11 protein-coding genes are annotated in these 14,444 nt (G+C 70.8%); 6 read left to right on the forward strand and 5 right to left on the reverse strand.

What is annotated here, in order from left to right; all coding sequences use genetic code 11:
• Window positions 1–129 precede the first annotated feature (129 nt).
• Together CED_RS05780 and CED_RS05785 are read left to right on the forward strand one after the other, a co-directional pair.
• Window positions 130–600 (forward strand): LuxR C-terminal-related transcriptional regulator, encoded by a 471-nt coding sequence (locus tag CED_RS05780; protein WP_035908992.1) that lies wholly within the window; start codon window positions 130–132, stop codon window positions 598–600.
• A 26-nt stretch (window positions 601–626) separates the two neighbouring features.
• The gene (locus tag CED_RS05785; protein WP_011435981.1) at window positions 627–872 is read left to right on the forward strand and encodes a hypothetical protein; all 246 of its coding nucleotides are present in this window, start codon (window positions 627–629) and stop codon (window positions 870–872) included.
• Window positions 873–965: 93 nt separating this feature from the next.
• Here CED_RS05785 and CED_RS05790 read toward each other — a convergent pair whose 3' ends face one another.
• A complete protein-coding gene (locus tag CED_RS05790) occupies window positions 966–1,670 on the reverse strand; it encodes a FadR/GntR family transcriptional regulator (protein ID WP_011435980.1) in 705 nt (234 codons plus the stop codon).
• Between the two features lie 280 nt (window positions 1,671–1,950).
• Between CED_RS05790 and CED_RS05795 the strand changes: the two genes are divergently transcribed.
• Window positions 1,951–2,640, forward strand: a complete 690-nt coding sequence (locus CED_RS05795) for a trans-aconitate 2-methyltransferase (RefSeq protein ID WP_011435979.1) — start codon at window positions 1,951–1,953, stop codon at window positions 2,638–2,640.
• A gap of 50 nt (window positions 2,641–2,690) precedes the next feature.
• Here CED_RS05795 and CED_RS05800 read toward each other — a convergent pair whose 3' ends face one another.
• Window positions 2,691–4,151 carry an N-acetylmuramoyl-L-alanine amidase gene (locus CED_RS05800; RefSeq protein ID WP_035908993.1) on the reverse strand — a complete coding sequence of 487 codons (1,461 nt, stop codon included), beginning with the start codon at window positions 4,149–4,151 and terminating at the stop codon, window positions 2,691–2,693.
• A gap of 206 nt (window positions 4,152–4,357) precedes the next feature.
• Here CED_RS05800 and CED_RS05805 point away from each other — a divergent pair, with 206 nt between their 5' ends.
• Window positions 4,358–4,819, forward strand: a complete 462-nt coding sequence (locus CED_RS05805) for a ChaB family protein (protein ID WP_011435977.1) — start codon at window positions 4,358–4,360, stop codon at window positions 4,817–4,819.
• A gap of 66 nt (window positions 4,820–4,885) precedes the next feature.
• Here the strand turns inward: CED_RS05805 and CED_RS05810 are convergent, their stop codons facing one another.
• The 3 genes from CED_RS05810 to CED_RS05820 form a co-directional block, all read right to left on the reverse strand.
• Complete coding sequence (locus tag CED_RS05810) at window positions 4,886–7,579, reverse strand: MMPL family transporter (protein WP_235186909.1); 2,694 nt, start codon at window positions 7,577–7,579, stop codon at window positions 4,886–4,888.
• A gap of 549 nt (window positions 7,580–8,128) precedes the next feature.
• Window positions 8,129–9,184: a LuxR C-terminal-related transcriptional regulator gene (locus CED_RS05815; protein WP_035908994.1), complete on the reverse strand. Its 1,056-nt coding sequence runs from the start codon at window positions 9,182–9,184 to the stop codon at window positions 8,129–8,131.
• 181 nt (window positions 9,185–9,365) lie between these two features.
• Window positions 9,366–13,064, reverse strand: a complete 3,699-nt coding sequence (locus CED_RS05820; protein ID WP_035908995.1) for a TM0106 family RecB-like putative nuclease — start codon at window positions 13,062–13,064, stop codon at window positions 9,366–9,368.
• Between the two features lie 737 nt (window positions 13,065–13,801).
• On the opposite strand from CED_RS05820, the gene CED_RS26030 reads away from it, so the two are divergent.
• Together CED_RS26030 and CED_RS05825 are read left to right on the forward strand one after the other, a co-directional pair.
• Entirely contained in the window at window positions 13,802–14,101 is a 300-nt protein-coding gene (locus CED_RS26030) for a thiamine pyrophosphate-binding protein (protein ID WP_369807794.1), read from the forward strand.
• Between the two features lie 55 nt (window positions 14,102–14,156).
• A partial coding sequence (locus CED_RS05825; RefSeq protein ID WP_035908996.1) for an isocitrate lyase/phosphoenolpyruvate mutase family protein occupies window positions 14,157–14,444 on the forward strand: 288 nt, incomplete at its 3' end.

Here is a 14,444-nt window from a genome sequence, read left to right on the forward strand (position 1 = left end):
ACAAAGGTGGTGTACGGCTGATCCCGGGACCGACCACCCCTTCATGAATACACCGGTACGCGCCTGATTGGCCGGGGGCGCCCAGCCGGAGGTAGCCGGGTTATCGACGTGGATAGGGAGAGGAGCATAATGGGCCCAGTGGCATCGGATTCGATCCCGATGCAGGTGCGCCTGCACCGGACGATGACCCCCGCCGGCTTTGACCACGCACCGGGACCATTCGTCGCCGATGGACAGCCGCCCGACTCTCGCACGCAGCGGGAGCGGGTCCGTTTGGCCCAGATCGAGCTACTGGAGCTGAGCGCCCAGATGACGGCCCCCCATCTCCGGCGGCAGATCCTGCACATCTACTCCCTGCTGCGCAACGAACCGGTCGTCACGCCCGGCCCGCCGAAGCCGCCGCCCTTCCGCCTCACCCTGCGGGAGATGGAGGTGCTGACCCTCGTGGCCACCGGCTGCTCCAACGTCGAGGCGGCGGAGCACCTCACGATCCGCGCCGAGACCGTGAAGACCTNCATGCGCAGCATCATGCGCAAGATGGGGGTCCGTAACCGTACGGCAGCCGTGCACGCCGCCCGGCAGAGCGGCCTGCTGGACTGAACCCGACCCGTGGACCGAGGCGGCCCGTGGACCCCGGCGGCGCCGGGGCCCGCGGCTCATCCGCCTACGGACACCCCAACGCCGCCGTCAGGTCGGCGGCGTTGAGCTGGCGCAGCACGGAGCAGCAGGCGTACGCCCCGCTGCGGACCACGTGGTCGACGGCGGCCGGCGAGCTGACCGAGGACATCCTGGCGCTCAAGACGGCGGTGCACGACTCCAACGGCTCGTTCCAGCAGACCGAGCAGGCCATCACCAGGACGTTCACGGTCTGAGGCACGGGGCCCCACCCCGCGCGCCCGGCCAGCCGGCCNCTATCGCCGGGCAGACGATGCGCGAGGGTGGCGGCATGGACCCGGCCGGACGGCTCACCAGCCGAGGAGATCATCCGGCTGGTCGCGGAGGTAGCGGGCCATCGCGTCCTCGTGCTCGCGGCACAGCATGGCGGCGGTGTCGGCATCGCCGTCCCGCACCGCCTCCGCGATCCACCGACACTGCTCCCAGGCCAGGGCGACGCTGTCGGGGTCGAGCAGGAACGGCCGCGAGGTCGGATACCGCGACAGCGAACCGAGCACGTCCTCGAAGAGCTGAAGGGTGGGGCTGCGGGCGATCTCGGCGAGCAGCACGCCCCACTGCGCCCGGGCCCGGGCGTGGTCGCGGGCGTCCCCACCGGCGTCGGCGTCAACGAAGGTCAGCAGCCGACCCCGCTCGGCCGGATCCGGATTGAGCGCGGCGAGCCGGGCGCACTCTGTGGTGATGAGGGCGTGGGTCGCGCTGAGGTCGGCGAACGAGGCCCGACGGGTGCGCAGGAAGACCGACGCCATGTGGGCGACCCCGGCCGCGTCCGGCCGCTGTCCGTACAGACCGCCGTGATGACCCCGGCGGACGGTGAGGATCCCCTCGGCCTGCAACAGCCGCACCGCCTGACGCAGCGACGGCCGGCTGACGCCGAGCCGGGCCAGCAGCTCGTTCTCCTGGCCAAGGTACAGGTCGCCGTCCTGCCGGCTGAGAATCTCCTCCCGCAGGACATGGGCGACCGCCGTCGCTGTGCTCACCGCGGCCACCCGTTTCATGCGTCCCTCCTCCCGAGCGTCCCTCCTCCCGAACGTGACGCCTCCCGAGACATGACGCGAACAACATCATACTTTCAGGTACCTGTGAGTTTCAGGTACCGAAGGCAACACCGTCGGCGAGATCGACGCCGACAGCGGGACGAGCGGGAGCGAACGCCGGCGTACAGGGCGCCACGAGGCCCAAGGGGCGGAGTACGGGGCGGACCTGCGGGGTGACGCACGATGTGCGGACCCGCCGGAANCGGTGCTGCGCGGCCGGGCCCGATCGTATGATTGTTCAATGAATGAGATGCCTATCTCATATTATGAGACACCCAGCTGGGATCCCGGGACCTACGACGGGGAGCGCCGCCGGCTCGTCCCCTCCTTCGACCTGCTGTACGGATCGGTCGGCGACCTGGTGGCACGCCAGGGTGGCGCCCGACCGGCGGTGCTCGACCTCGGCGCGGGCACCGGTCTGCTGGCCGCCGCGGTCGTCGCGGCCGTCCCCGACGTCCGGTTGCACCTGTTCGACCGCGCCGCGCCGATGCTGGCCAAGGCCCAGGCGCGGCTGTCCGGCGGCCCGGTCGAGGCCGTCACCGTCGCGGACCTCGCATCCGCCCTGCCTCCCGGCCCGTTCAACGCGGTCGTCTCGGCGCTGGCCATCCACCACCTCGACGACCCCGGCAAGCGCGACCTGTTCCGCCGGGTGCGCGACGTCCTGCGGCCGGGTGGGCTGTTCGTCAACCTCGAGCAGGTCAACGGCCCAACCGCCGCCCTGACCCGGCAGTACGAGGACATGCACGAACGGCAGGCCCGGGCGGCGGGTTCGGACGACGCCGAGTGGGAGGCCGCGTTGCGGCGGATGTCCTTCGATCGGTGCGCGCCNCTCGCCGACCAGCTCGACTGGCTGGCCGACGCCGGATTCGCGCCGGTCGACTGCGTCGTCAAGCACGGCAGGTTCGCGGTCTATGCCGGCTGGCGCCCCTGAATCCGTCCACGGCCCACCCCGTCGCCCGGCGGGGCACCAGCCGGTGAGCCTCACATCAGCTGCCGGGCGACGTCCGTCCGCACACCTGCCAGGGCGGTGTAGGCCGTGCCGCCCGGACATTCGGTGGCCATCCAGTCGCGGTGCCCGCTGACGGCCGGGACGGTACGACGCCTGCCACTCACCGGATTGACGTAGTGGACGGTGCNGAGCGGGTCGAGATGATGCGCTCCGGTCAACGCGAGCAGCACCAGGACGAGCGTGCGACGGGCGGCGGCGGTGGGGATGCGCGTCCGCAGGTCACCGAGCAGCGCGACGCCGACGTTGCCGGCGTTGAAGTCCGCCACATGCGCGCCCGTCACCACGTAGCCGTCCTCCCGGTGGCCGGGAACGCTGTCCGTTCCCGACCACCGGCCCTCGTAGAGCGTGCCCGCCTCGTCGATGAGGAGGTGGTACCCGATGTCCGACCATCCCCGCTCGACCGTGTGGAAGTGGTAGATCGCCCGCACGGTGGCGGCGGGGTTCGGATCGTCGTTGGGCGTCACCGTGTGATGAACCGTGACCGCCTGGCCCGGGTGGTACGTCGGTTTCCAACCGCTGCCGGACGAGGGGGACAGCCGTAGCGACTCGTCCGCGCCCCACGCGGCCCGGGGCAGGTAGCGCAGGTCAAGCGTCGCCGGCAGCCGGACGGGGGCGACCGGCGCGGCGGGGACCGCCGACACCCCGGACGCGGTCGCGACCCGGGGCGGCGGCGACGACCTGGGCGCGGCGAAGAGCCCCGGCGACCAGGCGGCGCGGGAAGCCGAAGGCGCGGAAAGGGCGGCGCGGGAAGCCGAGATCGCGGAAAGGGCGGCATAGGCGGACACAATGGGGGCCGTCAACCGCTGCAACGGCCCCGACGTCGTGTTCAGGGCGGTGGACGTCACGGACGTCGCGCCGGGTGGCAACCACAGTTCGTAGCCGGTCGCGCGGTGCGCGGCGACCAGCACGGCGGCGCTCCTCCCCCCGGCCGGCGAATCGTCCCGCTCCGCCGGACAGCCGACCGCCAGCGGCCGCCATGCGTCGAACCCNCCCCCCGGCTGGCGCAGCCGGATCTCGGCGCCCCGAGAAACGGCACCGCCGGCATCGGCGGTCCCGGCGGTCCCCGTGCCGGCACCCCCGGAACCGGCCCTGCCATCCGCCGCGCGATCGTTCCCGTCACGTGTCCATCGGACCGCCACGTAACCGATGTCGAAATCCGACGTCGCGGGCCCCGCTCCCCTCGTCACGGCGGCCAGGGTCCGGGGCACGAGCACGACACGCGTCCCCGGCGCCGAGAGGGCCCGCGCTTCCGCACCGGGTCGGGCCCCCGCGTCCGCTGGCCCGGCCGGGCCAGCGGACGCGCTGCTCGGCGCGGCGGCGAGCAGCGCCTCCGCCCCTCCACCCAGACCGGCACCGGCGAGACCGAGAATTCCGCGCCGGGACAGACCGGGCTCACGGCGACGCCGACGAAACGGGTCAGCGGCATGGGACATGAGGCGTCCTTCGGGTCGTCATGGTCGAGACATTGGCACGCTACGGTAGCCGATGCCTCACTCTTTGCATCAAGGCGCCAAGAGATCCACCACGGGCCACGAGCTACCCGGCGGCAACGGGGACGGGAATACGTCCCGGCATCGAGGGAAGGTCCATAAGCATCCGCTCGGGAGGACCTGAGCATCCGTTCGGGAGGAGGAGTGCCATGGTCGGGAAGAAGCCGCGGACCGACAAGACCGACAAGAAGGCGCAGGCCGACGAGATGCGGGACGACGTTCCGTCCACCATCACCCGCTCCGACGATCAGGCCATCCGCACCTGGAAGAAGACCCACGACTCGGCGGTGGAAACCTACGGTGAGGGTGCGCGTGCCCACCGTGCGGCCTTTGCCGCGCTCAAGCACACCCACGAGAAGGTGGGGGACCGTTGGCGGCCGAAGAGTCGGCCCGGTCCCTCCGACGATCAGGCCGCCAAGCCGACGCCCGCCTCCCGGCACAGCGGGCCGACCGCCGAGGGCGTGGACGCGAACGCCTCGCTGACACACCTGCGCGCGCTCGCCCGTGAGCTCGACATCCCCGGCCGCTCGACGATGTCGAGGGACGATCTCGTCGATGCGATCAAGAAGGCCAACCGCAGGCGGACCGCGCAAGCCCGCGGCGGCGGGTAGGAGTCGTCAGCTCCCGAGGCTACCGGCCAAGGCCGAGATTGGCGTTTACTACCTAATGCGTACTACCTATGCGCTTTCGACGCGGATGTCGTCGAGTGCGAAACCCCGGATACCCATCATGGCCGGTAAGGGCCCACCGTCCGCGCGCCGCCGCGGGCGCAGGTAGTAGTGCCAGGTCGGGGCCGGCCCGACCGGCGGCCGGGCCCCTCGGGTAGGTTCTCCCCGCCCCCGCCGATAAATGATCTTCGTCGTCATGCGGTTGCCGGGGTCGGAGTGTCCCCCGGGGTCGGGGGGTCCCCCGGGCCCCGGGTCCCCCGCGTGCGAGGCCGCTTCGTCGCCGCCCTCCCGCAGGCTGAACCGCGCGTGCAGACGGCGCAGCGGCTCGGGAGCCCACCAGTTGTAGTCGCCCGCCAGGGCCATGAACGCCGGGACGAGGATCGCTCGAACGAGGGTCACGTCGAGCACGATCGACACGGTCAGCCCGATACCCACCAATTTGATCATGCTGATGTCCGACGCGGACAGCGCAACCATGACCACGATGAGAGCGAGCGCCACACTCGTGATCAGTGGACCGGTCGTCCCCAGCCCACGGGCGACGGAATCGCGGTTGTCTCCCGTCCNCAGGTACTCCTCGCGGATGCGGGCGAGCAGGAAGATCTCGTAGTCCATGCTGAGCCCGAACGCGATGAAGAACATCAGGACCGGGCTGGTCATCTCCAGCGTGCCCGACACCTGGAAGTCGCCGACCAGACCGGTCAGGTGTCCGTCCTGAAAGACGAACGCCAGCAGCCCGACGGTGGCAGCGAGGTTCAGCGTGTTGAGGAACATCGCCTTCAGCGGAAGGAGCACGCTGCCGGTGAACAGGAACAGCAGGATGAAGGTCGCCGTCATCACGACGGCGAAGGCCGGCGGCAGACTCCGCTTGATGGAATGCGAGGTGTCGAGGAAGTGCGGCGCGAGTCCGCCGATGAGGACGCCGAACGGCGCCGGTGCCGCCCGCAGCCTCCGGACCAGGTCCTTCGCCGACTCGGACAGCGGAGACCTGTCGGTCTGCCACACCGACAGCCAGGCGCCGCGGTGCGTTCCGACGTACCTCATCGCAGTCTTCGGCACCACACCGACCCGCTCGCCCCGCAGGAAGCTGCCGGTGACGGTGTCGATGCGGGCAACGCCCGGCAGCGCGGACAGGCGGGTCGCGTAGTCGGTCAGCTTCTCGGCGCTCCCCNGGNCCCGCGCGTCCACTCCGGGCACCACGATCGGAATCTGGCAGGACAGGCAGACGACGAAGTCCTCCCGCATCGCGTCGTTGACGACGTGAGCCTCCGCGGTCGCCGGCAGGACCGTGTCGTCGGCCAGCGCGAGGTCGAGGTGGCGCAGCGGGGCGGCACACAGCACCAACACGAAGATCGCGNCCCCNCCGAAGAACNCCGGGTGGCGCATGACCCGCCGCGCCAGCGCCGACCAGCCGCGGCCAGCCGCCGAGGCNCCCACGCGGTGGCCACCGGACCGCCGGCGACCCGAGGGGCGTGACCCCGAGCGTCTCAGGCGCGACAACGCCAGCCGGACGTTGCCGCGCTCGATGCGGTCACCGAGCACCATCAGCGCCGCGGGCAGCACGAGCAGTGCGGCCACCTCCGATGCGACGACGACGATGATGCCGGCGAAGGCGAACGAACGCAGGTAATAGATCGGGAAGACCAGCGCGGCCGTCAGGGACAGCGCCACCGTCACCCCGGAGAAGAACACCGTGCGCCCGGCGGTCTCCAGCGTCCGGCGCAGCGCCGCCGCCGGGAGCAGCCCGCGGTCCCGTTCGTCCCGAAAACGTCGCAAGATGAACAGGCTGTAATCGACCGCGAGACCGAATCCGAGGGCAGTCGTCAGGTTCACCGAGAAGACCGACACGTCGGTGAGCGTGGCCGCCAGCCGCAGCAGCGCGAGACTCGACACCACCGACACCACGCCGACCAGGACCGGAAGCAGGGCGGCCAGGACCGTGCCGAAGGCGTAGAGCAGCACGAGGAACACCAGCGGAGCGGAGATCTGCTCACCGTGCGCCAGGTCGACACGGCTGCGCTCGGTCACATCACGCATGACCGCGGGCGCCCCGCCGAACCGGACCTGGACCCCCGGACCATCGTGGGCGTACCGGTCGTGCAGGGCGTTCAGGCGGTGCTGGATGCGGTCCTCGGAACCGGTGAGCCGGAACACGATCAGGGCCGACCGGCCGTCCTTCGCACGCAGCAGCGGGCTCGCCTCGTTGGGCCCGCCCGGCCAGTACGACAGCACCGAGGTCACCCCCGGCTCCGCGGCGATCCGCCCGGTGAGCTCCCGGCCCAGGCGGGCGGCGATCGGCCCGTCGATACCCGGGGCCGACGTCAGCATGATGGCGACGTCGGGGGGCGCGTCCGGGAACTCCTCGTCGAGCAGCCGCTCAGCCCGCGTCGACGGATCGCCCGGTGCGTAGAAACCACCGGTGGCGAGCTGGTCGTAGATTCCGGCATTCCACGGCAGCAGCACGACCACCAGCAGGCAGGCGGCGGCGAGTACCCTTCCCCGGTACACGACGGCCGCGTCAGCCACCATCGTGAACAGCGAACGGGGTGGTGCGCCGGTGGAGCCCGCCGACGCGGGGCCGCGGTCGGCCCAGCCCTCGTCCCGTCCGTGCGACCCCTCGTCCCGTCCGTGCGACAACGCGGCATACGTCACCCGATCGGGTCGGGATTCGCGCTGCTGCGCCGGATCAGCGAACGACGGCATGACGCTCCTTCGAGGATCTCCCGTGCCGATGGATCTCGTAACGGCCGGACGGTGGCCGCCAGCGACCACACGTCCGGGCATGGAGCACCGCATGGAGCACTGCGAGGAAGTCCCGAGCTTCCGCCTCGAAAGTAGACCCGCCTGGGGTCCTGGTTCCGAACTACCCTCGCCCGGAGGCAGAAGTGTAGCGGGAACCCGGCCACGATCGATATTCGGCCGCCGAAAGCAGGGCAACTGGAAGAATCTTCGAGGATAGGCTGCCGCCGCGGCGTAGGAGGAGTGGGCGGGAATGCCGGGAACAATCCCAAAGGTAGTAGGGCAATGCCTCAGGTCCAGCCTGAGCCTCGGCTCGCCGGCCGGGCGGCCCCGCCACTCCTGCCCGCACAACGTGAAAACGCCGCTATGGCACCGATGGCAGGCCACATCGACCCGCGGTCGAGATCCTCGTACACCGGCGCCGGGAATATACGGCGGGGTCGAATGGCCGTGACTGCCAGACCGGCAGCCACGGCCACACCCCCGGCAGGGGNCCGGNGCGGACCCCTGAGATCAGGGCAGCATTCCCATCTGGCGCGCGGCGTGTACCGCGGCCGTCCGGTTACGGACACCGAGCTTGCGCATGATGCTGCGCAGGTACGCCTTCACCGTCTCGGGCGAGACCGTCAGCCGGCGGGCCGTCTCGACGTTGGACAATCCCAACGAGACCTGGGCAAGCACCTCCAACTCGCGCGGGGTCAGCGTCAGCCGTCCGACCGTCTTCGTTTCCTCGGCGAGCAGCCCGCGCAGCAGCTCGGACNCCCCGCCGATGCGACCACGCAGAAACGGATCGGCGACATGCTCGGTGACCTCCTGAAGCTCCCGATAGGCCAGCCGCAGGCTCTCCCGGGGCAGACCCGGCATCCGCGGAAACGGGACGGCCCCCGGCACCCCGCCCTGGATCGGCACCTGCACCCGCCCCTCGACCGGCACCCCGCCCTGAACGGGCACCCGCCCCTGGACCGGCACCCGCCCCTGGACCGGCACCCGCCCCTGGACCGGCACCCCGCCCTGAACGGGCACCCGCCCCTCGACCGGCACCCGCCCCTCGACCGGCACCCGCCCCTGGACCGGTACCGACGGCACTCTCGACCGCGGCCCCCCACTGACGAGACCGAGTTCGCGCTCCATCAACCGGGCCACCGCCATGGCCGCGTGAATAGCCGACTCATCGAATGACAGATCCGGTTCGACAGCGGCGTACAGTNCCGCGGCCNCCGCGCCGTCCTCGCACACCGGCACCGCCATGATCGCACCGAGACCGGTGTCGTCGATCTCCGCGGCGGTGGATCGCAGCGCTCTTCGCGCGGCAGCTCGATCGTTGATGACGACCGGCCGGCAATGCTTGACGACCTGACCACCGATGCCCATCCCGGACGGGATCTCGACACCGATCAGCCCGGCCGGCCCCGGCCCGTCCACGTTGGTGATGGTCAGGGTGCGGGAATGGAGTGCGACCATTCCCCCGAAAGTAATGTGTGCACCCGATGAGGCCCGNAGGCGCACGAGCGCCCGAGGCAGAACAGTTTGCATACGGCTAGGAATAGCCAGTGTAAGAGTCATGAGCATCCCCTTCCCCAACCTGCCCAGACGTCGCGAATCCTAGCACCGGCTTTACAATAAGCACAAACAAATACCGACGAAACGGACTTTACATATCTGCATGAGAGTCGGGGGCCGCGGGCGCGTAGTGGACTCCGTGGCTTCATCGCCACCACCCACCAGGTTCCGGCAACGTACCAGGAAAGTGTCAGGAATGTATCGGGGAGCGCACGGCGAGCAGGTCCGTTCGGGCCATGACACGCAGCCGGGCTAACCCGGCGAGGAGCTGAAGTTCGGCGACCGAACGGGGAGAGCTGTCGAGCAGCGCCGGTGACATGACCAGCGCCGCCGCCACCTGGGCCCGGGAGATCGCGACGTTGAGCCGGTTGCGGGAGAGCAGGAAGTCCAGCCCCCGCGGCGCCTGGGCCGAGCTGGACGTGGTGAGCGAGGTGATGACGACGGCTGCCTCCTGGCCCTGGAAACGGTCCACCGTCCCGACCCGCACCCCGGGCAGGCCCGCCTTGCCCAGCGCGTGCTCGACCGCCCGCACCTGCCGGTTGTAGGGGGCGACGACGAGCAGGTCACTGCCGAGGAGCGGGCGCGGGGGCCCGCCGTCGACGAGGGTACGACCGAGCAGGTGGCGAACGATGTCACGGATCACGGCCNCCTCCTCGTCCGACCGGGTGCCGTTGTCGTGATGCTCGACGTCGTGCAGGTACAGCCCGGCCGGCACACCCGCCACGGCGCGCGTCCCGGCCACCGGATGCGCGTGCAGCAGCCCCCGGTACGCCAGCGCCGACACCGGCGCGCACACGGCCGGGTGCAGCCGGCGGGTCCGGTCGAGGAAGTAGCCGAACTCGGGCGGGATCACCTCGGCGTCGCCGAGCAGATGCGACAGCGCCGATGCGTCCGCGCCGTCCGGATGGATGCCGGCCACCACCTGCGGCAGTTGCTGCGGATCGCCGAGGAGCACGAGGTTGCGGGCCGCGCCAGCCACCGCGAGGGTGTCCGCGAGCGCGAACTGCCCCGCCTCGTCGATGATCAGAACGTCGAAGGGGTCACCACGCAGCACCGGGTTCGCGAACGCCCAGGCGGTGTCCCCGACCAGGTGGCCCTCGGGGTGCTCCCGGCGCCACGCCGCGAGTGCCCGCAGATCCCGCGGACCATCCCAGGGCGGGAACATGCCCGAAGCCGCCGAAGCCGGCCTCGCCCCGGACCGCTGTTTCTTCGCGGCGGGCACCGCGGGGCGCCAGGCGGGCACGGCGTCCGCGGCCCGGGCGTCCGCGGCCCGGGTATCCGCGGGCTTCGGGTCCGCCGGCGGCTGGCCGGTCGCGGCGAGCATCGCGTTCTCGATCGCCTTGTGACTGGTCGAGCAGACCCCGACCGTGCGCCCCTGCTCGACGAGATGGCGGATGAGCCTGCCGGCGAGGTAGGTCTTGCCCGCCCCCGGCGGCCCCTGCACGGCCAGGTAGGAGCCGTCGAGCATGCTCACCGCGGCGAGCACGGCGGCGATCTGGTCTCCGTCGTGCTCGCCGGGCGCCGGCAGGTCGTCCCGGCCGACCAGCCGCGGGGGGCGACGTCGCAGCAGGTCCAACGCGGGGTCCGCGGGCAGGTCCGGCAGGGCGTCGGCGGTCCGGCGGGCGAGGCCGCGGATCGCCGCCGGCTTGGGTTCCGGACGCACCGGCGATCCGGGCAGCACGGCGAGGGGCGGCCTGCGGGCCACGCCGTCGGGGGCGACGCTCTCCCGCAGCAGCAGCGTGTGCGGCTCGGCTCGCTCGACGACCGCGTCGGTGGTGGCGCCCTCGGCCCCGGGCGGTCCCGGGTAGAGCAGCCGCACCGCCTCGCCGCGGTCGAAGGGATGCGGACGGTCCGGATCGACGCGGGCCTGCAGCAGTCGACGACTCCGCCGCCGTCGCCCGGCCGGTTCGACCCAGTCCTCGACAACGGTCCAGCTCACCGGGACCGCGCAGTCGTCGGCCGATTCCAGCGTGGCGCGATCGGCGGTCAGCGCCGCGAAGTACGACCACCAGGCGGGCTTGTTCTCACGCCGGTGGTATCCGACGGCCGCGGCGAGCAGGGCGCGCGCCCGCTCGTCTCCCGTCCAGTCGGCCGGATCGTCGGGAAGGCCCGCGACGAGGGTGTCGACGAGCGCGTCGTCGGCGGCGTCGGCAGCGGTGTCAACGGCGGCAGCGGTGTCAACGGCGGCAGCGGTGTCGATCCGCGGCGTGCCGCCGTCGGCCCCCCGCAGGCCCAGTAGCCAGCGGTGCAGTCGGTGGGTCGACACGCAGTCGATCCGGTTGTAGTCGGCGATCTGAGCGAGGACGCGGTCGGCCGCGGCGAGCTCCCCGGCGGCGCGGTGTGCCAGGAAGCTCTCGTACGCCACGATGCTGTCGGTGGCGTTCTTCACCTCGGCCTGTCGGGCACCGGGCAGGAACAGCGGTTCGAGGTATTTGATCGAGTAGGACGGCTGGGAGATCCGCAGGCTGCGCCGGACCACGGCGTAGAGATCCACCAGCCGGTGCCCGGCGAGCAGATCGTCTACCTGCCGTTCCCGCGTGCCGTGTCGCGCGGCCAGCCGGCGCAACGCGTTCGGCTCGTAGGGCGCGTAATGGTAGATGTGCGCGCCGGGGTGCGCGCGCAACCGCTCCGTCGCCCAGTCGACGAAACGCTCGAACGCCTGCCGCTCCCCCGCCCGATCGTGTGCCCAGAACGCCCGGAAGAGCTCGCCGTCCGCGAGGGTGACCGCGCCGAACAGGTACTCCAGACCGGCGGCGTCCAGCGCGTACGGATCGCCCTCCATATCGAAGTAGATGTCACCGGGATCGGGCACCGGAAGGGCCGCGAGACCCTCCGGGCCGGTCATCCGGACGGTCACCGTCCCGACCGGGTCGTCCGCGGTACGCGTCGCATCCTGCCCGGCCTGCAGTTCCGCCTGAAGACGCAGTCCCGCGAACGTCGCCGGGGACATCGTCGCGGGCCGCTGGTCGTCGCGGGCCGCGGCGAGCTCCTCCACCGCGGTGATGCCGGCCGCGCGCAGCACCTGTCGCTGGTCGCCGCGCAGCCCGGCGACCAGCGACAGGTCGCGGGCCTCCGCCCGGCCGCGCGCGCAGTGCGCGCTGAACGCGCAGGTGGCGCAGGCCGACCGGGGCTCGGCCCAGGACGGTTCGGGAACCGCGGGGGCAGCCGCCAGCCGATCGGCGAGACGGCTGCGCGCGTGCCCGACCATCGGCACGACATCGTCGACCCGGAACGTGCGCACGACCCCGACCCCGACCCCGAGCGCGGGCTCTGGCTCTGGCTCTGGAGCGGTGGCCCGCTGCGCGGGATGCAGCAGATGCATGAACCGCGGAACGGGTACGCCCACCGACGGTAAGGCCGCCGCGTAGGCGGCGAGCTGCAGCACGGCTCCCGGACTGGCGTGCCGGGCGAGCTTGGCGTCGTAGGGCTCGTAACGGCCCGCGACCGCGGGCCCGGTCGATGCGCCGGCGACCGGGTCGAGATGCGCCGCGATGAGGAAGTCGGGGCGCCCCTGGAACGCGCCGTCGAACAGCGCCCCCTGGTAGACGACGGGAACCCCGGCGGCCAACGCCTGGCGGGTCCGCTCGTGGGCCTGGGCCAGGGCGGCGAGCGTGGGGGCGGGCCGCTCGATCGCCACGACCCCGTCCGCGCCAAAACACCGGCGCAGATGCTCCAGCCAGCGTCGTTCGTGCGCCTCGCCGTGCCGCACGGCAGTGGTGTCCGCGGGGGTCAGGCGCACCCGGTCGATCCGGCGCGGCCCGTTCTCCGACGTCTCCCCGGTCACCAGCCCGGCGGCGAGCGCGTGCGCAAGCCCGACGCGATGCCCACACTCGACGACGTCGACAAGATCACTGGCGGAAACCACCCAGCGGTCCTCGAACCTGTGCACGACACCATCCCCATCTGGGCCATCCCGTTTCCATCCGGGCCATCCCGTTCGGTCCCGTGCCAATCCTCTCCCGATCCGGGTTCACGGTCCGGACCAACCCGGCCGGGCGTGCCCCGAAGGACTGAAGGTGGCCGGTGAGGGCGGCGACACCAGCCGGGCGTTGGGTACGCGCCCTGTCCGTCGCGCGGGACACCGAGGTGACGACGGCCATCGGCTGGGGCGTGCGGTCGGCCGCCGGGCCCGTGCCCGGCTCTACACGTGGACCCGTAACCACGAGCAGGCGAGAACTGCCCGGCACACCGCACGGTCGCGAGCGGTGAGCCACGCATGTACCAGCGTGGACGGAGCGGGACACAGTGCTCGTCCAGCGACAGCACAATCTTCAACCGATCGATTGTTAAGATCATAAGGATCGGGAATCCTGGGACTCCGCCTCCTCACGGACCAGAGCCCATGCAACCTAACCAAGGATGACATCACGATTGCGAACCGTACATGATTGCTACGCAAAAGCTTCAAATGCCCCAAAATTCCCAGCAAGCTAGCTGAGATCAAGATCGATAAAAGGGCTTGGCACCCAGTTAGGGAGATTTACGTCACACGCCCCCAGGCGACGCGCGACGCGCATCGACACCAATCCGGGAGTAGCGTACGTAAACATGATGGTTGACGATATGCCTCGGGAGCTCACTTCGGATCTTCATGATCTCACCGACCGGAGAAAAAGGATCAAGAAGATGACCGGAGCGCGGTCGGTGGTCGGTTCGTTGGGGTCGACNAATNAAAAGATCATCTTTGGCNCCCCCAGGGGTCCGATCCCTTCCCCGCCCCGAACGCTGATCGACGGCGCCACCCTCCGGTATGTCACCGTCGGTCACGAGCAGGGTGCCGGGCCCGCAGCCGCGGGCGCCGTGATGGTCACCGGACAGCCGCTAGCTCCCAACGAAGATTTCATCTGTGCGGCTCGATGGAGCGCTACGCATACCACTCCAATGGTTAAAAGTCGAACTCTTCGACATCACAAACCGGGAAGGTAATCACGTGNCACCCAGCTGGTTCTCGACCGATACTCCTGTACGTCTCGGAGTTGGCGTGTATGACGGCCCGTCCGCACGGCTGGCCGACAAGCACAACCCCGACTTCGTCTGGGTGAGCAGTTTCTGTGTGTCCGCCGCGCTGGGGGGCCTTCCCGATCTCGGGCTAATAGATTCCTCCGAGATGGCCAGTGTGGTACGGACCGTGGCGAGGACGACGCGTCATCCGGTGGTTGTGGACATGGAATCCGGGTACGGAGGCCCGCGCAAGGTAGACCTGGCGGCGCGGACAATCTCCCAGGCCGGCGCGAGCGCGGTGTGCATCGAGGACAACACGCTGGACAAG

The sequence above is a fragment of the Frankia sp. CeD genome, from assembly GCF_000732115.1.
In the GTDB taxonomy this organism is placed as follows: Bacteria; Actinomycetota; Actinomycetes; order Frankiales; family Frankiaceae; genus Frankia; species Frankia casuarinae.

Excerpts from the sequence above, each read along its gene's own strand:
- CED_RS05805 (WP_011435977.1), top strand. The coding sequence starts at position 4,358 with ATGGTCGGGAAGAAGCCGCGGACCGACAAGACCGACAAGAAGGCGCAG.
- CED_RS05790 (WP_011435980.1), bottom strand. The coding sequence starts at position 1,670 with ATGAAACGGGTGGCCGCGGTGAGCACAGCGACGGCGGTCGCCCATGTC.